This is a genomic window from Rhizobium leguminosarum (genome assembly GCF_010668065.1).
GTDB classification, from domain to species: Bacteria; Pseudomonadota; Alphaproteobacteria; order Rhizobiales; family Rhizobiaceae; genus Rhizobium; species Rhizobium leguminosarum_S.
In genome coordinates, this window is record NZ_WUEN01000004.1 from 612,260 (window position 1) to 631,845 (window position 19,586).

Consider the following 19,586-nt stretch of genomic DNA (forward strand, 5'->3'; position numbering starts at 1 on the left):
GATCAGACGGCGATCGGCGCCTTGATGCTGGCATCGGCCTCGTAGCCGATCAGCTCGAAATCGTCGAAGGTGAAGCCGAAAATATCCTTCACATCAGGCTTGATGCGCATGAACGGTAGCGGCTTCGGCCGGCGCGCCAGCTGCAGCTTCGCCTGGTCGAAATGGTTGTCATAGAGATGGGCGTCGCCGAGCGTGTGGACGAAGTCGCCGGGCTTCAGCCCGGCCACCTGAGCCACCATCATCGTCAGCAGCGCATAGGAGGCGATGTTGAATGGCACGCCGAGGAAGATATCAGCCGAGCGCTGGTAGAGCTGGCAGGAAAGCTTGCCGTCAGCCACATAGAACTGGAACAGGCAATGGCAGGGCGGCAGCGCCATTTCGTCCACTTCGGCCGGATTCCAGGCCGAGACGATGTGGCGGCGCGAATTCGGGTTGTTGACGATGCCTTTGACGAGATTGGCGATCTGGTCGATATGGCCGCCGTCGGGCGCTGGCCAGGAGCGCCACTGGGCGCCGTAGACCGGCCCGAGATCGCCGTTTTCATCGGCCCATTCGTCCCAGATTGAAACGCCGTTCTCCTTGAGATAGCGGATATTCGTTTCGCCCTTCAGGAACCAGAGAAGCTCGTGGATGATCGAGCGCAGATGCAGCTTCTTCGTGGTAAGGACGGGAAAGCCCTCTTCGAGGTCGAAGCGCATCTGGTAACCGAAGACCGAGCGCGTGCCGGTGCCGGTGCGGTCACCCCGGTCGGAGCCCTTTTCCATCACATGATTCAAGAGATCGAGATATTGCTTCATGTCGCGCTGATTCCGTTTCGGCCAATTTAAGCCTTCGGAACCGGGAAACCAATCACCGGCGGGCATTTTCCCAATGTTTCTGATGGGTCGCATAACGCTTTTATGACGTTTGCCCTTTCCTTGGGCTGAGGAAACCACTATATCAGCCTTGCCGGCTTTCGGGTCGGCTATGGCGATAAATGAGCGGTGTAATAAACCTATTGGACCCGGGGGCGGTACCCGGCGCCTCCACCAAAAACCGGCGGTGTTAAAGGCCGGCTTTTGATGGGGGCGAAACAGGATCGACAAGGGTGTAAAGATCGTCTTTTTGCTCGGCATTGTACCGCCGTTATCGGGCTAAAATTGTAGTTGCAAACGACAACTATGCGGAAGCTCGTCTCGCTGCTTAATCGCGGTGTGACACTTCAATCAAAGTCCTAGTGGTTCGCACCTCTAGGCGGGGTCCGAAGGCACCTGGCAACAGAAGCCTTCACCTTCTCCCTGCCGCCGAAATCATGTATGTTGCTTAAAAACGTGACTCGGCTCCGGTCTTTCCCAAGGCGCCCGGACGTGGCATACAACCTTGTGAAAAGACTCCGAACCGACGAAAGACAGGAAAAGCATGGGGCAGGATCATATCCGCTACGACATTCTGGCACAGGATGCACTTCGCGGCGTCATCCGCAAGGTATTGGCGGAAGTCGCAGCCACGGGCCGCCTGCCCGGTGATCATCACTTCTTCATCACCTTCCTCACAGGCGCCACCGGCGTGCGGATCTCCCAGCACCTGAAGTCGAAATACCCCGAGCAGATGACCATCGTCATCCAGCACCAGTTCTGGGATATGAAGATCACCGAGACGCATTTCGAGATCGGTCTTTCCTTCTCGGACGTTCCGGAAAAGCTGGTCATTCCATTCAATGCGATCCGCGGCTTCTACGATCCCTCCGTCAACTTCGAGCTCGAATTCGACGTGCCGCTCGCCGATGGCGAAGAATTGCCGTCCGGAGAAATCACCGCCTATCCGGTGGATGCGGCCGGAAAGCCCGATGACGCCGCAGGCGTAAAACCCGCCGACGGCGAGGAGAAGAAACCGGGCTCCGTCGTCTCGCTCGACTCCTTCCGCAAGAAGCAGTGATTTGAAGGGAGGCCAAGCCTCCCTTCTTCATAGGGAATCCAGGAAATCGCATGAGCGCCGAAATCATCAATCTGCGCCAGTTCCGCAAGAAGCAGGCTCGCTCCGAAAAGGAGAAGAAGGCCGAACAGAACCGCATCTCCTTCGGCCGCACCAAGACCGAGAAACAGCTGACCCGCTGCCTGAACGACAAGGCCGACAAAGCCCATCGCGACGGCCGGATCGAGACCGATGACGACGGCGCGTGAGGGTTTTACGCAAAGCTTGAAGAGCCGGAATGGATTCTGCGATCAGCCACTTGCGCGGCTTCCTTGAATCGATCTGCCAACCCCACGCATGATTTGATAGAACGTCCTGAGCGCGTCGTCTCGGGCGCGCTGTGGCTCTACCTGGGATGCGAAGGCTCCATGATCCGCAAGCATTCGGCGACATTGCACGGCCATCGCACCAGTTTCTCGCTGGAGGACGAGTTCTGGGCTGAGCTGAAGACGATTGCCGGAGCCCGTTTGATACCGCTCGCCGCCCTGATCTCCGAAATCGACGACCACCGCCCACCGGACAGCAACCTCTCCTCGGCGCTGCGCTTGCATGTGCTTTCCTGGCTGAAGGCCGGCGCTGGCCATCAGCCTTGATGCATGTTGCTCAAAATCGCGTATCGACTTGGGACGACATCAATGAAAACAAAGACCTAAGCGTCTTGTATGAATCAGATTCTCTGCGCTTTCACTGCGCCTGAACGCCCGGCAGCTGATCGAAATTGAGCGGACCGGGCTGCGCTTGCCCACTGCGCCGTGCTGCTTCCGCCTCGGCCGCGGCTCTCGCCTGCGCATCCGCATCCGCCTTCGCTTTGGCTTCCGCCGCGCGTGCGGCCTCCGCCTCGGCAGCAGCCTTCTCAGCGGCTGCTTTCTGCGCCAGCGCGCGAAGCCGCTCTTCCTCCGCCTGCCGCTGTTGCTCGATCTCGGCCGCCTTGATGCGCTCGGCGTCGTTGAACCGGTAGAGCGCCACCTCGCGGCGCAGCCGCTGTTTTTCGAGCACGACCGCCTGCAGCCGCTCGACGCGCCGGCGCTCGCGCTCGAAGGCGCGCAGCGACAGATAGCTGGTGATATCGGTCACATCCATCGTCTTGCCGGGCGACGGCAGCATGCCGGAAAAATTCAGCCGAAGAGCCGGCTCGGCGCCGGAAAGCGCTTCCGTGCCGGGATTGAACCCGACACCCAGCGTCGCGCTGATCCGCTCTTCCGGCAGCGCGATCTGCGCATCGGCGGTGATGCGGGCGAGATCGTTGGCGACGGTGACATTCTGCACCCTCAGCGTCCCGTCGGCGATGTTGAAGGGGATGCCGAGTGGTGGCAGCTTCGCCTCGCCGTTGCTGAGCAGCGTCTCGATGATCGGATGCACCTTGCCGGCATTGATCTGCTCCTGCATCGTATCGGTCGCGGCAAGCAGCGGCGGCAAGATGGCAAGGTTCAACCCGCGTATGCTGGTATCGCCGAGCCTCAGTTCGCCCGAACCATTGAGCGAGCTGGCGATCTCGCCGATCGTCTTGCCCGAGGCCTCCATCGACAGCGACAATCCGAACTTGCCGTTGGCGATCGGCGCGCCGTCGCGCAGCCAGACGACGCCGGAAAGATCGGAATCGGCAAGCGCAAGCTTCGTCTGCAGGAAACCTGTGCCGCTGGCATTGGTGAAGAGCAGATTGCCGGAGAGCTTTCCGCCGTCCCAGTTCCCGGCCATGTCGTTGAGCTGCAGCTCGTCGCCCTTGTAGGCGACATTGCTGGTGAAGTCCGACACCGCCGTTTCCGGCAGGCCGGGCCAGAACTCCTTGGCCGCCAGCTTCACGTTGACGTCGAGATCCTTGAAGATGGGCAGCCCCAGCGCCGCCGTTGTCAGCTGACCGTTGGCGGGATCGACGATCTGACCGAACACCGCCTCGCCGAGCCAGCCGGCATCGACCTTGGAGAGTGTCAGCCCGCCGCTCGCGGTCGTCTTCGCAGCCTTCCGGTCGAAGCTCAGCGCACCGGAAAATTCGTTGTCGGCGGCATGTCCCTTGAGATCGGAAAAGACGATCTTGTCACTGTCGACGGCGGCATTGACCTGCAGGCCGAACGGCAGCCCGGTTCCGGTTTGCGGCAGGGCGATGCCGTTCATGATGAGATAGGGGTCGATATCGGCGCTGTCGAGCGAAAGCGCGATCTGGCCGTTCATGAAGGTCTCCGGCCGGACATCGACCTTGCCGTTGGCCATGAACGAGGTCCGGTCGGTCGCAAAGGTCAGCGCCGCGTCGGCGGGATCGTTGCCCGATGCCTTCACCTTCAGCGTCAGGCGGCCGTTGGCCCCGACATCGACCGGCAGCGGGTCGAGCCCGGCCTGGCCGAAGAGCACTGATGGCACGGCGTTTTCGAGCGTCGCCTCGAGGCTGGTCGTGCCGTTGCCGGTCAGCGCCAGGAGGTCGGACATGCGGTAATCGAGATTGACGCGGCTGCCGTTCGCCACACCGGCAAGCGTCACCGTCAGCGCATTGCCCTCGTCGCCGCCGAGCGTCAGCGCGCCGCGAAGCGCCGTATTGCCGTACCAGCCGGCGTTGCGCACCAGCCGGTCGAGCACCGGGTGATGCGGCAGGTGCTCGCGCAGCATGGTGAAGAAGCCGCCGGGATCGGCCGATTTGAAGGTGATTTCGCCGGCACCCTTGTAATCGAGCAGCGAACCTTCCGCCCTGCCCGTCGCCGTCAGCTCGGCCCCGGCGATATTCCTGATCGACAGCCGGTCGACGGCGAGCGCCCCATCGGCGATCGTAAACGTGGTCTCCACATTCTCGGCACTGACGCCAAAGGCGGTGAACTTGTCGGCCTTGAGCTGGGCGGCGATCTTGTGGTCGAGCACGTTGTCGCCGGCATCCTGGCCGGTCATCAGCCCGCTCAGCGCCTGTAGCGCGTCGAGATCGAGCGTATCGCCGTTCAGCGCTACCGAAAGCGTCGGCGTCTGGCCGGAGATCGCCTGGCGCTCCAGCCGACCCTTCAGCGTCGCCGGTCCGATGGCAATCTCGAGATGTTCGAAACGCTGCAATTCATGCGTCAGGCTGACATTGGCGGAAAAGCCCGCCTGCCGCAATTGCCGGATGGCCGGATCGACCGAGCCGGCAAGCCAGGAGGCAAGCCCCGTCGGCTGGCTGGATGCCACCACGATCTGGCCGTTGAACGAAGGTTCGCCCTGAAGCAGGAGCTTGCCCTTGCCTTCCACCTGCGTGCGCCCCGGCAGCGTGCCGATGGCGCTGTCGATCATCCAGCCGGTGCCGGCCGGTTCTAGCTCCAGCTGCACGTCGCGCAGCGTCGTATCGCCGGCGACGATCGCCGGCAGCTTGACGCTCGCCTTGCCCGGCACCTGCGGGATCGGCACTTGCGCGACGATATCGATCAGCGAATTCAGCCGTTGGCGTGCCGAAACAGCGGGATCCCGCGTCGTCTTGCCGGCCGAGCCCTGATTGCCGATGCGGTTGACGTCGATCTGCTGCCCGTCGGCGGTCAGCAGAAATTCCGGCGCATTGCCGGTATCGAGCGTCGCCTCGCCGGTTATGACATAGGGATCGTCCGTCGGACCGATCTCCATCCGGTATTCGGGAATGCGGATGCGTTCATTGGTGAGCTCGAAGCGGCCCTTGACGCGCGGCGGCTGCTCTTTCTTGTTGGCGGGCTTGGCGCTGTTGCGGATCTCGACCGCTGCCGAAAGCTGGCCCTGATAGTTCGGCTTGCTGTCGACGAGCTTCAGCTCGCCATCGAGATCGACGCTGACAGGGTGCTTGTCCGGCGAAAGCCTCGTGCGCATGCGCAGCACGCCCTTCTCGTCCGGCTGACTGCTCGAGATCGAGAAGCCGCCGTGCTCGCCGTCGAGCGCAGCGTCGCCCTCGATGCGCCACGGGCCGGCCAGCGACTTTGCCGACATTTCCGCATTGAGGCCGGTGATGCGACGCGAGCGACCCGACTGGTCGTCGATGAACTCGACCTCGCCGCCGCTGACATGCACGTTTTCGAGAACGACCGTCCTTGCCGGTATTTCCGCGCGGCTGCCGCGCATCCAGTCGAGCGTGCCGTCCTTGAGCAATCTCAAGCGCACCTTCGGATTGACGACGCGCATGTCGAAGATCAGCGCTTCGCCCGACAGGAAAGGCGCAAGCTCCGCATCCATGGAGAACTGCTCGACCTTGACGATCGGCGTGCCGTCCGCTTCCTGGCCGACGCGCACGTCATGCAGCGTCACCGACGGGAATGGCAGCAGGCGCGCATCCACCGTGCCGTAGACGGTGACCTTCTTGCCGATGATGCGGCTTGCCTGATCCTCGAAATTCTTGCGGAAATCCGTCCAGTCGATGAACAGCGGCGCAAGCAGCGCCACAAACAGCACTACGACGATCACTCCCCCCAGAAAGACGAGGAACCGGCCTACCAATGCAAAGCGTCTCCATTCGGGATTCTGTTGCCGACACTAGAGCATGATGCCGAAAAGTGTGCGCGGTTTTCGGACGACATCATGCTCTAACTCTTTATTTGAGAACAGGATTCAGATTTCAGGGCAAGCCGGCCCAACATCATCTTGTTCTAGCGCTATTCATGCCGGGGGCAAGACCCAACTTCATGAGAATGTTCCGTTTTCAGCCATGGTGGAAAATCTTGCCGGGATTGAAGATATCGTCCGGATCGAGCGCCTGTTTCACCTGTCGCATCAGATCCACCGCGCCGCCGAGCTCCTGTTCCAGAAACGCCATCTTGCCCTGTCCGACCCCGTGTTCACCAGTGCATGTTCCGTCCATTGCGAGCGCCCGCCGGTTGAGCCGTTGCACGAAAGCCTCGGCCACGGCGACGCCTTCGGTGCTCTTGTCATCAAACAACAGCAGCACGTGGAAGTTCCCGTCGCCGGCATGGCCGACGATCGGCCCCAGCAGCCCATGCTCCTCGATATCCGCCTGCGTTTCGGAAACACAATCGGCAAGCCTCGATATCGGAACACAAACATCGGTCGAAAGTGCGGCAAGCCCGGGCGCCAGCGCCCTTGCAGCCCAATAGGCGTCGTGGCGCGCCTTCCAGAGCTTCGTCCGCTCTTCGGCATTGGCCGTCCATAGGAATTCGCCGCCGCCGCATTCGGCGGCGATCTCGGCAAAGGCTGCCGATTGCAGCGGCACGGTCTCGTCGGTGCCGTGGAATTCGAGGAACAGCGTCGGGCTCTCGGCATAGGAAAGCTTGGAATAGGCGTTACAGGCCCGCATCTGCACCGTGTCGAGCAGCTCGATACGCGCCACCGGAATGCCCATCTGGATCGTCATGATGACGGCATCGCAGGCGGCCTTGATGCTCGGAAAGGCACAGGCCCCTCCGGCAATCTTCTGCGGGATCGCCTGCAGGCGCAGCGTCACCGAGGTCAGAATGCCAAGCGTGCCCTCGGCGCCGACGAAGAGCCGCGTCAGATCGTAGCCTGCCGAGGATTTACGGGCGCGCCGGGCCGTGCGGATCTCCTCGCCATTGGCGGTGACGGCGGTGACGGCAAGCACATTGTCCTTCATCGTTCCGTAGCGCACAGCATTGGTGCCGGAGGCCCGCGTCGAGGCCATGCCGCCGATCGAGGCGTTGGCGCCGGGATCGATCGGGAAGAACAGGCCGGTATCGCGCAGGTGAATGTTCAGCGCCTCGCGTGTCACACCCGGCTCGACGGTGCAGTCGAGATCTTCGGGATTGACCTCGAGCACCCGGTTCATGCGGCTGAAATCGATCGAAATACCGCCATTGGCGGCATTGACCTGACCCTCCAGCGAGGTGCCGACACCGAAACCGATCACCGGCACCTTGTGGGTCGCACAGGCATTGACCGCCGCCTTCACATCCTCGGCACTCTCGGCGAAGAGCACCCCGTCGGGCAGTTGCGGCGGGATGTAAGTGGTCGTATGGGCATGCTGTTCGCGGAAGGACTGGCCGGTCTGGAAACGCTCGCCGAAGCTCTGCTTGAGAATGCCCAGCACCGCGGCAATTCCCGCCTCGTTGCGTGTGCCCGCCTTCGCGTCCTTCAGCGCCATCCCGTTGATCTCCCTGCCATTCCGCAGAAACCACATCGTGTTCCGCAGGTCAGGCTGGGTATGCGGCAAGTCAAAGCGGCTGTCCAGTTAAGATTGACAGAAGATTTCATTCCCACTTTGTTATAGGCCGGTTGCTATAGCCAAGTCCGCCGCCCTTGCACCTCAGATAATCGGCGGATTGAGCCGCGCAAAACCCTCCTGCCTGCGATAGGGAAAATAGGGATAGGGCGCCGTGACCGCGCTGACGGCGTCGAGCCTTTCGATCTGCTCCCTCGACAGGTTCCAGCCGACCGCGCCGAGGTTCTGCCTGAGCTGCTCCTCGTTGCGGGCGCCGATGATGACGCTCGATACCGTCGGCCGGCCAAGCAGCCAGTTGATGGCGATCTGCGGCACCGTCCGGCCGGTCTCGCCTGCGATAGCGTCCAGCACCTCGACGATGTCGAACAGCTTCTCGTCGTCGACGGGCGGGCCGTATTGCGCCGTGTCGTGCAGCCGGCTTGTCTTGGGCAGCGGCTGGCCGCGGCGGATCTTGCCGGTCAGCCGTCCCCAGGCAAGCGGGCTCCAGACGAGGGCTCCCACACCCCGGTCGGCGCCGAGCGGCATCAGCTCCCATTCGTAATCGCGCCCTGCCAGCGAATAATAGACCTGATGGGCGACATAACGCGGATAGCCGTGGCGCTCGGCGGCGGCGAGCGACTTCATCAGTTCCCAGCCGGCAAAATTGGAAACGCCGACATAGCGGATCTTGCCTGCCGCGACGAGCCCATCGAGCGTCGACAGCACCTCCTCGACCGGCGTCGAGGCATCGAAAGCATGAAGCTGCAGCAGGTCGATATAGTCGGTCCCGAGCCGGCGCAGCGCATCCTCGGTGGCGCGGATCAACCGCGCCCGCGACGTTCCCCAGTCCTGCGGCCCCTCGCCCATCGGCAGCGCAGTCTTCGTCGAGATCAGCACAGCGTCGCGCCGGCCGCGGATCGCCTGGCCGAGTACCTCCTCGGACGCGCCGGCCGAATAGACGTCGGCCGTGTCGAAGAGATTGACGCCGGCTTCGAGGCAGATGTCGACGAGCCGCCGCGCTTCCTCGGCATCGGTATTGCCCCAGGCGCCGAACAGCGGCCCGCTGCCGCCGAATGTGCCCGCGCCGAAGCTCAAGACCGGCACTCTGAGGCCGGAGGCACCGAGATTTCTGTAATCCATGGATTTGTCTCCTGTATTTCCTATGAGATAGACCTCGGGCATTCGATGATATAGATTGCCTATGAGCAAATCATCTGTGACTTGAATTCATCATGAGCCGTCAGGACATCAACCGCTCCGGCGAAATGGAAGTCTTCGTCAGCGTCGTCGAGCGCGGCGGCTTTTCCGCCGCCGCCACGGCCCGGCGCATGACGCCGTCGGCTGTCAGCAAGCTCCTCGCCCGGTTGGAGACGCGCCTCGGCGCCCGCCTGGTCAACCGTTCGACCCGCAGGCTGCAACTGACGCCGGAAGGCTGTGCCTTCTACGAGCGCTGCATCACCATTCTTGCCGATATCGCCGAGGCTGAACGCCAGGCCTCGACAGGTGAACAGGCCGCAGGCCGCATTCGCATCAACACCAGCGGCTCTTTCGGCAACCATGTGCTGGCGCCGCTCGTGCCGGCCTTCATGGCGCTTCATCCGGCCGTGACGCTGGATATTTCCCATACCGACAGGATAGTCGACCTGATGGAGGAGCGCGCCGATGTCGCAATCCGCGCCGGCCCCCTGAAGAATTCCAGCCTGATCGCCCGCAAGCTTGGCGCCACCGGCAAGATCATCGTCGCATCGCCGGATTATCTCGCGCGTCATGGCAAACCACGCACGATCGCCGATCTCCGGCGCCATTGCCGCATCGGCTTTTCTTACGCCCGCGCCATCGAGGGCTGGCCGCTGCGCGAAGGTGGCGAAACGGTAACGATCCCGATCACCCCGGGCCTGCAGGTGGGAGACGGCGAAGCGATGCGCCACCTCGCTTTGTCAGGCGCCGGCCTTGCCCGCCTTGCCGCCTTCACCGTGCGCGCCGATATCGATGCCGGCCGCCTGGTGCCGGTGCTCGAAGAGGCCAATCCCGGCGATATCGAGGAGTTCTACGCCGTCTATATGGGCCAGGGCGGCCCGCTGCCGGCGCGCATACGCGCCCTGCTCGATTTTCTCGTCAGCCATGTACGTTTCTGAGGCACCCAGCCCGAAACCGTTCAGCGCATTTGGAATGATGACATGCATAGAAACAACGACTTGAAGCGGTCGCATGAATCAGTTTCGCATTTCAGCGCGCCGAGAAGCCAGATTTCGCAATTGACCGCCCGCCTCGCGCCCGCCTATACCGAACCCGCGTCAGTCGGTCCTTGCAGCCGGCCTCTCTTCGTCATGCCGGAGCCTCTTCCCATCTTCAGCCCTTAAGGGCTCGCGCCGGTCATGCTCTAACTATTTAATTTAGAGCAGGATTCAGATTTTGGCCGACCCGGCCTAAAATCATCCTGTTCTAGGAAAGATACGGGGATCATGTCATTCAGCGACGCGAGCCGCCTGCTGCGGGATGCCGGCCTGCCGAAATGGGCGCTGCTATTGGCACTTTCGACTGCTCTCGTCGTCTTCCTCGAACTCTTCGCTCTGCCGGCCTCGCTGCTGATCGGACCGATGGTCGCGGCAATCGCACTGGCGTTGACCATCGGCAAGGGAAAGCTTCGCGTGCCCTTCTGGCCGCTGCAATTCGGCCAGGTCCTGGTCGGCCTGATGATGGCGCGCACCATCACCCCTGACATTCTCGGCACCATGGCGAAGGACGCACCGCTCTTTCTGCTGTTCATCTTTTCGGTCATCGCCATCGCCACCGGCCTCGGCTGGCTTTTGACGCGCTGGCAGGTGCTGCCGGGGACGACCGCGGTCTGGGGTTCCTCGCCGGGCGGCGCCTCCGCCATGGTCATCATGTCCGAAGCCTATGGCGCCGATGCCCGTCTCGTCGCCTTCATGCAGTATCTGCGCGTCGTCTTCGTCGCCGTCGGCGCCTCTGTGGTCTCGCGACTGTGGGTGGCAGCCGACGGTGCCGAGCCGCCGCCGCTCGTCCTCTTTCCCGAGATCGACTGGCCGGCCTTTGCGGCGACGATGGCTTTTGCCGCCTTTTGTGCTTATGGCGTCCGGCGCCTGCGCCTCCAGGGCGGCACGATCATCGTGCCGCTCTTTCTCGGCGCCTTGCTGCAGGGCACGGGCCTCCTGAAAATTGAGTTACCGATGTGGCTGCTCGCCATCGCCTATGCACTGGTCGGCTGGAGCATCGGCTTGCGTTTCACCCGCTCGATCCTCAAGCACGTGGCGCGCGCCCTGCCGAGGGTATCGGCCTGCATCGTGCTGCTGATGGCGCTCTGCGGCTGCATGGCGGTGGCGCTTCACGTCTTCGCCGGCATAGATCCGCTGACCGCCTATCTCGCCACCAGCCCCGGCGGCGCCGATTCCGTCGCCATCATCGCCGCCTCAAGCGATGTCGACGTGCCCTTCGTGATGGCGATGCAGACCGGCCGTTTCCTGGTGATCCTGATGATCGGGCCGATGCTCGCCCGCTTCATCGCACGCCGTTCCGGCCTTGCGGAAAATCCCGTCTAGCGCCCTGCCTGGGGTTGTGCACGAGTGCTGCCCATTGGCCGGGCGTCATGCCATAGGCCTTCTTGAAATGGCGATTGAGATGGCTCTGGTCGGCAAAGCCGGTCGCCGCCGCCACCTCGGAAATCCCCTCGCCCGCACCGATCATCGCCCGCGCCCGCTGCAGCCGACGCATCAGGAGGTAGCGATGCGGGCTGGTGGCGAAGGCTGCCCGGAAATGCCGCGACAGCGCAAAACGGTCGAGACCCGTCACCGCCTCAAGCTCGCCGGAATTCACTGCACGGGTCGCATGCGCCTCGAGATAATCCCGTGCCGCCCTCGCTTGCCGCCAGGCGACGAGGCCCAGCGGCCGCGGCGGCAGGCGCGCATGCCGTGTCAGCCCGCCCGCCACCTGCGATACGAAATCGTCGACGAAAAGCGCGTCCAGTTCGCGGTCGAGTTCGCCGAGAGCCGCCAGCAGCACGCCCGCCAGCGCCGGATCGGCGATCACGGGTTCGTCGACAAAAGGCAGGCCGACGCCATCCGCCTTCAGGCATTCAAGAAGCAGCGACGGCTCCAGGTAGAGCATACGGTACTGCAACCCATCCTCCGTCCCCGCCCCGCCGTCATGCTCCTCATCGGGGTGCAGCACGATCACCTGTCCCGGCAGGCTGAAGCGCCGCTCGCCGCGATAGCGGAAGGTCTGAACTCCCTTCAGAGTCACGCCGAGTGCATAGGTGTCGTGCCGGTGCGGCTCGAAAGCATTGCCTGAGAACTGCGCCTCGATGCGCTCGATGCCGGGAAAGGCTGGCGCAGCCAGGATGGCGTTGCCGGATGGTCCCGCGCACAAACGTTCAAGACCTTCGAAGACCTTCGGATGTAAGTCCTGGTTCAACGCGCCCGATACTCCATAACCCGTAGATAGGTGAAAGACCGTCCGATGTTTGATACCAAAATTGCCGTCGTCCTGCGAAACAATCTTGCCGGCTGGCAGAAGCTGAACGTCACCGCCTTCCTGATGACAGGCATCGCCGGCCGGCATCCCGAGATCATCGGTGAAGTCTACAGGGACCGCGCCGGCAATCTCTACAATCCCTTATCGATCCAGCCGATCATCGTGCTCTCCGCCGACGAGGCGACCATATCAGCCGTTCACCGCCGCGCGCTGGAGCGCGATATCACCAGCTCGCTGTTTATCGAGGAGATGTTTGCGACCGGCCACGACGCGGCCAACCGCGCCGTCTTCGCAGAATTTGCTCCCGAAGACGCCAAGGTGGTCGGTATCGCCCTGCGCGCCGAAAAGAAGATCGTCGACAAGATCACCAAGGGCGCGACGATGCAGCACTGACGAAAAAGGCCGGGCGTGACCCGGCCTTTCCGCAAACGGTATGAGCCAGAATCAGCCCTGCGTGATCGGCGCGATCTGGATCTCGACGCGGCGGTTCTGCGCTCGGCCGGCCTCGCTCGCATTGGAAGCAACGGGTTGCGACGGACCGAAGCCGACGGCGGAGACGCGGCGCTGGTCGATGCCCTGGCCGCCGAGATAATCGGCGACCGAAAGTGCGCGGCGCTGCGACAGGTCCTGATTGTGCTGCAGGCTGCCGGTTGAATCCGTATGGCCGTTGACGTCGATCAGCGTGCGGTTGAACTTGCGCAACACGATCGCCACCGAATTCAGCGTCGGATAGAAGCCCGGCTTCACCGCGTCCTGATCGACGTCGAAGGTGATGTTCGACGGCATGTTGAGGATGATGTTGTCGCCATTGCGGGTCACCGAAATGCCGGTGCCTTCGAGCTGGGCGCGAAGCTCGGATTCCTGCTGGTCCATGTAATTGCCGATCGCGCCGCCTGCGAGAGCGCCGACGCCTGCGCCGATCAGAGCCGCGTTACGCTTGCCGTGGCCGCCGCCGCCGACAGCCACGCCGACGAGAGCACCGCCGAGGGCACCAAGCGCCGCGCCGCCGGCTGTGTTGGAAACCTTCTGTTCACCGGTATAGGGATCGGTCGTCGTGCAGGCGCTGAGATAGCTTGCGGCAATAGCGAGAAGTATGAATTTTTTGATCATGGACAGGACGGTCTCCGTTCGACTGATGCGAGCAAATGGCAAGGATTGCGGCAAGAAAATGAAGATGCTCTCCTGATAGGGCAAATTCGGACGTCGAAACACAGCCATGTTGCGGGAATGCGCTGATATCACCAGTTTTAGCGGATGACCGCTCCTACGCCTCCATAGGCATAAGGCGTGCCTGCCATTGCGGCTTTCAGACCGATGGTGCCCTTCATTGCCGTCATCGACTGACGTCTCTATAGCGCGTGTTGGATCGACCCACTCTTAGAAATTCTGGAACAACTGCCGCATGGTGTCGTAGGTAGCATTGGCGATGTTCAGCGACTGCAGGCCGAGCTGCTGCTGCGTCTGCAACGCCCGCAGCCTGCTCGACTCCTCCTCCATGTCGGCATCGACAAGCCGGCCGATGCCGGCGGTGATGTTGTCGTGCAGTTTCGTGGCGAAGTCGTTCTGCAGGTTGATGCGCTTTTCCAGCGCGCCGAAGGCCGAACCGACCGTCGTCAGCTGCGTCAGCGCGGCATCGACGACGCTGATCATCTGGCCGATCTGGCCCTGCGTCGTGCTTGATGTCACCGAGATCGCCACCTGCCCGGTGGTGGTGCCGTTCTTGCTCGTCATCAGCACGTAATTTTGCGCAGCACCGAGTTCGGTGGCGAAATAGGCCGATGTCAGCACCCCGTATTCGCCGGAACCGGTGGCACGGTCGTCGATCAGGTAGCGCGCGTCCTTGGAGGTCGTCGCTCCGACGGGCGTATTGTCGATATGGTAGCTCAGCATGCCGATCGAGATCGTGCCGTCGGCGTTGCGGATAAACGAGGCCGGGATCTGGCGCGGCTGCGTCGGCGTCGTATCGTTGGTGAGGACCACCCAGTTGTCGCTGTTGAAGGTCGCCGATTCCGAAACGCTGCGCAGCTGCTCCTGCAGCTGTTTGATCTCTTCGTTGATCTTGTTCTTGTCGATGCCGTCTTCGGTTGCGGCAACCAGCTTTGCCTTGATTTCGGAGACGACGTCGATGACGCTCTGAACGCCGGTATAGGCCGTTCCCATCGTCGCCGCGGCCATGCCGAGCGCATCCTGGATGGCCGAAACGGCTTTATTGTCGGTCCGCGCGGTGGTGGCGATCGACCAGTAGACGGCGTTGTCGCTGGCTTTTGCGACACGCATACCCGTCGTGATGTGGTTCTGCGTGACCGTCATATTCCGATTGATATCGCGCAGCACATAAAGCGCCGCATCCACGGAGACGCGCTGATAAATACTCACGGGACTAAACTCCAAAACACAACAGACGCAAACTGAACTAAAAATGAACCGTGCCGCACGGACATTCATGTCCGGGGTCGCTGAAACTCCAGCGCGTCGCAGCCTTCAAGAAACGAAGAAGACCAGTCGGTTACTGGTCACAATCATTGCCGTTTATGCTTAACAAACGGCTAAACTTCAAAAGTAATTTAGCTAATTTTGCAAGGTTTCATACACCATAAGAAACGCAGCCGGACGAGGTTGGCCGGCGGCGTTTCGTAATCGGATAAAACCTTATTCGGCGGCCTGCAGTTGCTCGTCATCGGGTGCGGCGCGCGGCCGTGTGGCGACCGACATCTCTTCGTGCAGGCGCGCTTCCTCGTGGGCGTGCGGCTTGGCGAAGCGGGCAAGCAGCAGATAGGCGACCGGCGTGATGAACAGCGTCACCAGCGTCGCGAAACCGAGGCCGCCGACGATCACCCAGCCGAGCGCAACGCGTGCTTCGGCACCGGCGCCATGGGCAAAAACCAGCGGCACGCCGCCGAGGATGGTGGCGATCATCGTCATCATCACCGGACGCAGACGCAGCGCGCAGGCCTTCTCGATCGAGGACCGCACGTCCTCGCCCCGGTCGCGCAGCTGATTGGCGAATTCGACGATCAGGATACCGTTCTTCGCCATGACGCCGACCAGCAGCACCAGGCCAATCTGGCTGTAGATGTTGAGGCTGGAGCCGGTGATAACAAGTGCGAAGACGGCGCAGGCAAGGCCGAGCGGCACCGTCGACATGATGATCAGCGAGGAGAGCACGCTTTCGAACTGCGCGGCCAGCACCAGGAAGATGATGACGATGGCGAAGCCGAAGGTCAGCGCCATGCCGCTCGAATTCTCTTCGAGCGTTGCGGCTTCGGCAAGCGGCAGCAGGCGTGAGCCGGGCGGCAGCAGCGGCTCGGCAAGTTCCGTCACTTCCTTGACGGCATCGCCGAGCGACATACCGTCCGTCAGACCGGCGGTGATCGCCACGGAAGCGAGCTGTTGCTCGCGGTTGAGCTGCGGCGCGACCGAGCCCTCCTTCATCGAGGCGATGACCGACATCGGCACGATCTTGCCGTCGCCGGTCTTCAGGAACACGTTTTCGAGGTCGGTCGGGTCGTCGATCGGCCGCGTCGTCGAGGTCAGCAGCACAGGATAGGATTCGCCGTCGACGAAGACGTCGACCACCGAACGTCCTTCGAGCAGCGACTGGATCGCCGTCGAAAGCCCGGTAATGTCGATGCCGAGATCGGAAGCGCGCTCGCGGTCGATCGTCACCGACACCTGCGCCTGGCTGGGCTCGTTGGTCAGGCGCGGCGTGTTGTATCGGCCAGTGGCTTCGAGCGCCTGCACCAGCTTGGCGGCCGCCGCCGTCAGCGCCTCATGATCATTGCCGATCAGCGCCATTTGCAGGCCGCTGCCGGCGCCGCGGATGCGCAGGCTGTTGGAGGAGATGGCGTTGCCGCGCAGCGCCGGCACCCGGGAGGCCGCCTGGTTGATATCGCCGACGATCTCCGTCTGCGTCCGCTGGCGCTCGCCCCAGGGAGCAAGCGTCAGCACCATGAAGCCGCTGTTCAGCGAGCCGCCCTGGCCGGAGATCGAGAAGACGTTGCGGATGTCGCCGCTGTCGACCAGCGGCTGTAGATATTCCTCGACGAGCTGCATCTTGTCGCGGGTATATTCAAGGCTCGATCCCTGCGGCGTCGTCAGCCGCATCATCACCATCGACCGGTCCTCCTCAGGCGTCAGCTCGCTTTTGACTGTGGAGAAGGCGACGAGTGCTGCACCGGCAAAGATCACCGAGAACAGGATGACGACGAAGGGCGCGTTGAGACAACCGTGCAGCGCCCATTTGTAAAGATTGGCGAGCGCCCCGCCGAAACGGCCGAGCAAGCCGTGATCCTCGAGCATCGGCTTCGTCAGCATGCGCGACGCAAGCATCGGGCACAGCGTCAACGCCACGATCGACGACAGCCCGACCGAGAAGGCGAGCACGAAGCCGAATTCGCGAAAGAGGCCGCCGACCTGGCCAGGCAGGAAGGAGAGCGGAATGAACACGGCCGCCAGCGTCGCCGTCGTCGCGACGACGGCGAAGAACACCTCGCGCGTGCCGAGCACGGCCGCAGCCCGCGGTCCCATGCCCTCGGCGCGCCGGCGCACGATGTTTTCGAGCACCACGATCGCGTCGTCGACGACGAGGCCGGTCGCCAGCACGATCGCCAGCAGCGTCAGGATGTTGATCGAGAAGCCGACCATGTAGATCGCCGCCAGCGTACCGATCAGCGCCACGGGCATGCTGACCGCCGGGATCAGCGTCGCCCGCCAATCGCGCAGGAAGAGATAGATGACGGCGGTGACGATAACGGCGGCAAGCACCAACGCCAGCACGACCTCATGGATCGCACCCTGGATGAAGACGGCATCGTCGCTGGTGATCGCGATCGTCGTGCCCTCGGGCAGCGTCTTCGACAGCTGGTCGACGGCGGCCTTGATGCCGGTCGAGATATTCAGCGTGTTCGACTGCGCCTGGCGAATAATGCCGAGGCCGATGCCGGGCTTGCCGTTCGAGCGCAGCGCCGTTTCGCCGTCGCGCGGGCCGAGCGTGACGGTCGCGACATCGCCGAGCCGGACGCGGTCCTGCAGGATGACGTTGGAAAAATCAGCCGGCGTCTGGAGGTTCGCCGTGGCGCGCACGACGATGTCCTGCGTGTTGCTCTTCAGCGAGCCGGCCGGCACGTCGAGCGCGGAATTGTCGAGCGCCTTCGTCAGGTCGCCGATGGTGAGCCCACGGCTGGCAAGCGCGCCCTGGTCGACATCGACCCGGAAAACCTTCTCCTGGTCGCCATATTCCTCGACGTCGGCAACGCCGTCGACGGAGGCGAGACGGTCGATCACCTCGTTTTCGACGAGCTGCGTCAGGTCGTCCATGTTGAGATTGGTGGAGGTAACGGCGAGCCGCATGATCGCTGAGGAATCCGAATCCGCCTTGACGATCTGCGGCGCATCCGCCTCGTCGGGCAGGTTCTGGGTGATGCGGCCGATCGCGTCGCGCACGTCGTTGGCGGCGACGGCGAGATCGATCGCGTCCGAGAATTCCAGTGTCACCCGGCTCTGGCCGAAGGAAGAGGTGGACGAGATCGACTTCAGGCCGCTGACGCGGGCAACGGCGCCCTCGATCACCTTGGTCAATTCCTGGTCGATCGTCTGCGGCGCCGCGCCGTCGAAGGTGGTGCGCACGGTGACGACGGGACGGTCGACATCCGGCAATTCGCGCACCTCGACGCCGACATAGGCGGCAAGGCCGGCGACGACCATCAGCGTGTTGAACACCAGCGCCAGGATCGGCCGGCGAACGAAAAGCGCGGTGAAGCCCTGCTTGCCTGTCGTCCTGTCGTGATGAATCTCGGTCACGTTCATTGGGTGGCGACCTCCGCGGTCGCGGCGACATCGGCGCTCACGCGCACCGCCCCACCCTCACGCACGCGCTGCAGTCCCTGTGTGACGATCACGTCGCCATCCTTGAGATCGGCTTTGACGAGCACGAAATCCGGGTTGCGCTGCACGATGCTGACCCGCACCTTATGCGACTTGTCGTCGTTGACCTGCCAGACGAAGGAGCCCTGCGAATCCCACTGCACGGAGACCGGGTCGACAGCTGGATATTTGTTGCCAGGAAATTTCATGCTGACACTGAAGGACATGCCGGCACGCAGCTCATCGGAACCGTTGTCGATCCGGGCGCGCAGACGAAGCGTACGGCTTGCCGCGTCGATGCGGTTGTCGACAGCTTCGACCACGCCCGAAAACACCTGCCCCGGCCTTGCCACAGACATCGCCTCGACCGGCTGGCCGACCGACACCGTATTGGCGAAGCGCTCCGGCACCCAGTAATCGACGAGGATTTCCGAACGGTCGTCAAGAGTGACGATCGGGATGCTCGTCGTAACATTGTCGCCGATATTGACCGGCACAATGCCGACGATGCCGTCGATCGGCGCGGTGATGTTGCGCCGGGCGAGATTGAGCTCGGCGGCCTGCAGCTGCAACCGCGCGCCCTGCTCGGCGATCTCCGAATCGAACACGTCCATGCGCGACACGCTGGACTTGATGTTGTGATAGAGATTGGACTTCTCGACGGCGGCCTTGACCGCCACATCAGCCTGGCCGCGGGCGATCACCTGCTCCTCGCTGTCGAGCTTGGCGAGCACCTGGCCGGCCTTCACCCTGTCGCCCGACTTGATGAGGATTTCGCGGATCGTACCGGATGCCTGCGGCGTGACCGCCACCGAACGGATCGCGTCACCCGTGCCGATGGCGTTCAGCCGGTCGTTGACGATACCCTGGACGACGGCCTGCGTCGCGACGAGAACGGTGTTGTTGCGCCCACCGCCATTGCGGCGGTTCTGTCCCTGCCCTTGTCCCTCGCCACGCTGCTGCCCTTGCGCCCGGGCGGTAGCGTCGGCATCGGCCGTCTCCTCGGCCTTCGGCGCGATCTTGGAAACGATGCTGTCTGGAATGCCTGCATCGCGCATCGTATCGCCAGCGCCGGGCACGAAGAAAACCCACGCGGCAAAGCCGGCAATAATGACGATGAGCGACAGTGCAAACTGCTTCCAAAAGGCCATTCACGTCTCCGGAGGGACTCGAGGTTGGACCAGGGTCGGTCGAAAGAGGCGCTGCGGGATCG

At 62.9% G+C, this 19,586-nt stretch carries 15 protein-coding genes and 1 other RNA gene; 7 read left to right on the forward strand and 9 right to left on the reverse strand.

Features of this window, described 5'->3' with window-relative positions; translation table 11 throughout:
- Window positions 1–2: 2 nt before the first annotated feature.
- The gene (locus tag GR198_RS15195; protein ID WP_164069180.1) at window positions 3–797 is read right to left on the reverse strand and encodes a thymidylate synthase; all 795 of its coding nucleotides are present in this window, start codon (window positions 795–797) and stop codon (window positions 3–5) included.
- Between the two features lie 111 nt (window positions 798–908).
- Here GR198_RS15195 and ssrA point away from each other — a divergent pair.
- The 4 genes from ssrA (at window position 909) to GR198_RS15215 (ending at window position 2,543) form a co-directional block, all read left to right on the forward strand.
- Window positions 909–1,271: a transfer-messenger RNA gene (gene ssrA, locus GR198_RS15200) on the forward strand.
- 127 nt (window positions 1,272–1,398) lie between these two features.
- On the forward strand, window positions 1,399–1,914 hold the full coding sequence (locus GR198_RS15205) for an SspB family protein (RefSeq protein ID WP_164069181.1): 516 nt from the start codon (window positions 1,399–1,401) through the stop codon (window positions 1,912–1,914).
- 50 nt (window positions 1,915–1,964) lie between these two features.
- Window positions 1,965–2,159: a DUF4169 family protein gene (locus GR198_RS15210; protein WP_164069182.1), complete on the forward strand. Its 195-nt coding sequence runs from the start codon at window positions 1,965–1,967 to the stop codon at window positions 2,157–2,159.
- Between the two features lie 159 nt (window positions 2,160–2,318).
- Window positions 2,319–2,543: a ribbon-helix-helix domain-containing protein gene (locus tag GR198_RS15215; RefSeq protein ID WP_164069183.1), complete on the forward strand. Its 225-nt coding sequence runs from the start codon at window positions 2,319–2,321 to the stop codon at window positions 2,541–2,543.
- 91 nt (window positions 2,544–2,634) lie between these two features.
- On the opposite strand, the gene GR198_RS15220 is transcribed toward GR198_RS15215, so the two are convergent.
- The 3 genes from GR198_RS15220 to GR198_RS15230 all read right to left on the reverse strand — a co-directional run bounded on the left by GR198_RS15220 (window position 2,635) and on the right by GR198_RS15230 (window position 9,163).
- Complete coding sequence (locus GR198_RS15220) at window positions 2,635–6,351, reverse strand: AsmA family protein (protein WP_164069184.1); 3,717 nt, start codon at window positions 6,349–6,351, stop codon at window positions 2,635–2,637.
- A 202-nt stretch (window positions 6,352–6,553) separates the two neighbouring features.
- The gene (locus GR198_RS15225) at window positions 6,554–7,966 is read right to left on the reverse strand and encodes an FAD-binding oxidoreductase (protein ID WP_164025702.1); all 1,413 of its coding nucleotides are present in this window, start codon (window positions 7,964–7,966) and stop codon (window positions 6,554–6,556) included.
- A 162-nt stretch (window positions 7,967–8,128) separates the two neighbouring features.
- Window positions 8,129–9,163, reverse strand: a complete 1,035-nt coding sequence (locus GR198_RS15230; protein WP_164069185.1) for an aldo/keto reductase — start codon at window positions 9,161–9,163, stop codon at window positions 8,129–8,131.
- Window positions 9,164–9,255: 92 nt separating this feature from the next.
- On the opposite strand from GR198_RS15230, the gene GR198_RS15235 reads away from it, so the two are divergent.
- The gene (locus tag GR198_RS15235; RefSeq protein ID WP_062945348.1) at window positions 9,256–10,158 is read left to right on the forward strand and encodes a LysR family transcriptional regulator; all 903 of its coding nucleotides are present in this window, start codon (window positions 9,256–9,258) and stop codon (window positions 10,156–10,158) included.
- Between the two features lie 327 nt (window positions 10,159–10,485).
- Window positions 10,486–11,580, forward strand: coding sequence for an AbrB family transcriptional regulator (locus GR198_RS15240; protein ID WP_164069186.1), 1,095 nt, complete (start codon window positions 10,486–10,488; stop codon window positions 11,578–11,580).
- On the opposite strand, the gene GR198_RS15245 is transcribed toward GR198_RS15240, so the two are convergent.
- The gene (locus tag GR198_RS15245) at window positions 11,540–12,451 is read right to left on the reverse strand and encodes an AraC family transcriptional regulator (protein WP_164069187.1); all 912 of its coding nucleotides are present in this window, start codon (window positions 12,449–12,451) and stop codon (window positions 11,540–11,542) included. The genes GR198_RS15240 and GR198_RS15245 overlap by 41 nt on opposite strands.
- A 45-nt stretch (window positions 12,452–12,496) precedes the next feature.
- Here GR198_RS15245 and GR198_RS15250 point away from each other — a divergent pair, with 45 nt between their 5' ends.
- Window positions 12,497–12,904: a DUF2000 family protein gene (locus GR198_RS15250; protein WP_164069188.1), complete on the forward strand. Its 408-nt coding sequence runs from the start codon at window positions 12,497–12,499 to the stop codon at window positions 12,902–12,904.
- A 51-nt stretch (window positions 12,905–12,955) separates the two neighbouring features.
- On the opposite strand, the gene GR198_RS15255 is transcribed toward GR198_RS15250, so the two are convergent.
- The 4 genes from GR198_RS15255 to GR198_RS15270 all read right to left on the reverse strand — a co-directional run bounded on the left by GR198_RS15255 (window position 12,956) and on the right by GR198_RS15270 (window position 19,524).
- Window positions 12,956–13,621, reverse strand: coding sequence for an OmpA family lipoprotein (locus GR198_RS15255; RefSeq protein WP_003541337.1), 666 nt, complete (start codon window positions 13,619–13,621; stop codon window positions 12,956–12,958).
- Between the two features lie 267 nt (window positions 13,622–13,888).
- The gene (locus GR198_RS15260) at window positions 13,889–14,887 is read right to left on the reverse strand and encodes a flagellin N-terminal helical domain-containing protein (protein WP_164069189.1); all 999 of its coding nucleotides are present in this window, start codon (window positions 14,885–14,887) and stop codon (window positions 13,889–13,891) included.
- Window positions 14,888–15,160: 273 nt separating this feature from the next.
- On the reverse strand, window positions 15,161–18,316 hold the full coding sequence (locus GR198_RS15265; protein WP_164069190.1) for an efflux RND transporter permease subunit: 3,156 nt from the start codon (window positions 18,314–18,316) through the stop codon (window positions 15,161–15,163).
- A complete protein-coding gene (locus GR198_RS15270; RefSeq protein ID WP_164069191.1) occupies window positions 18,313–19,524 on the reverse strand; it encodes an efflux RND transporter periplasmic adaptor subunit in 1,212 nt (403 codons plus the stop codon). Before GR198_RS15270 ends, GR198_RS15265 begins: the two co-directional genes overlap by 4 nt.
- Between the last annotated feature and the right edge of the window lie 62 nt (window positions 19,525–19,586).

What these genes read in the sequence shown, in the direction of transcription:
- GR198_RS15195 (WP_164069180.1), bottom strand. Translation starts at nt 797, where the DNA reads ATGAAGCAATATCTCGATCTCTTGAATCATGTGATGGAAAAGGGCTCC.
- GR198_RS15205 (WP_164069181.1), top strand. Translation starts at nt 1,399, where the DNA reads ATGGGGCAGGATCATATCCGCTACGACATTCTGGCACAGGATGCACTT.
- GR198_RS15210 (WP_164069182.1), top strand. Translation starts at nt 1,965, where the DNA reads ATGAGCGCCGAAATCATCAATCTGCGCCAGTTCCGCAAGAAGCAGGCT.
- GR198_RS15215 (WP_164069183.1), top strand. Translation starts at nt 2,319, where the DNA reads ATGATCCGCAAGCATTCGGCGACATTGCACGGCCATCGCACCAGTTTC.
- GR198_RS15225 (WP_164025702.1), bottom strand. Translation starts at nt 7,966, where the DNA reads ATGGCGCTGAAGGACGCGAAGGCGGGCACACGCAACGAGGCGGGAATT.
- GR198_RS15230 (WP_164069185.1), bottom strand. Translation starts at nt 9,163, where the DNA reads ATGGATTACAGAAATCTCGGTGCCTCCGGCCTCAGAGTGCCGGTCTTG.
- GR198_RS15235 (WP_062945348.1), top strand. Translation starts at nt 9,256, where the DNA reads ATGAGCCGTCAGGACATCAACCGCTCCGGCGAAATGGAAGTCTTCGTC.
- GR198_RS15240 (WP_164069186.1), top strand. Translation starts at nt 10,486, where the DNA reads ATGTCATTCAGCGACGCGAGCCGCCTGCTGCGGGATGCCGGCCTGCCG.
- GR198_RS15250 (WP_164069188.1), top strand. Translation starts at nt 12,497, where the DNA reads ATGTTTGATACCAAAATTGCCGTCGTCCTGCGAAACAATCTTGCCGGC.
- GR198_RS15255 (WP_003541337.1), bottom strand. Translation starts at nt 13,621, where the DNA reads ATGATCAAAAAATTCATACTTCTCGCTATTGCCGCAAGCTATCTCAGC.
- GR198_RS15265 (WP_164069190.1), bottom strand. Translation starts at nt 18,316, where the DNA reads ATGAACGTGACCGAGATTCATCACGACAGGACGACAGGCAAGCAGGGC.
- GR198_RS15270 (WP_164069191.1), bottom strand. Translation starts at nt 19,524, where the DNA reads ATGGCCTTTTGGAAGCAGTTTGCACTGTCGCTCATCGTCATTATTGCC.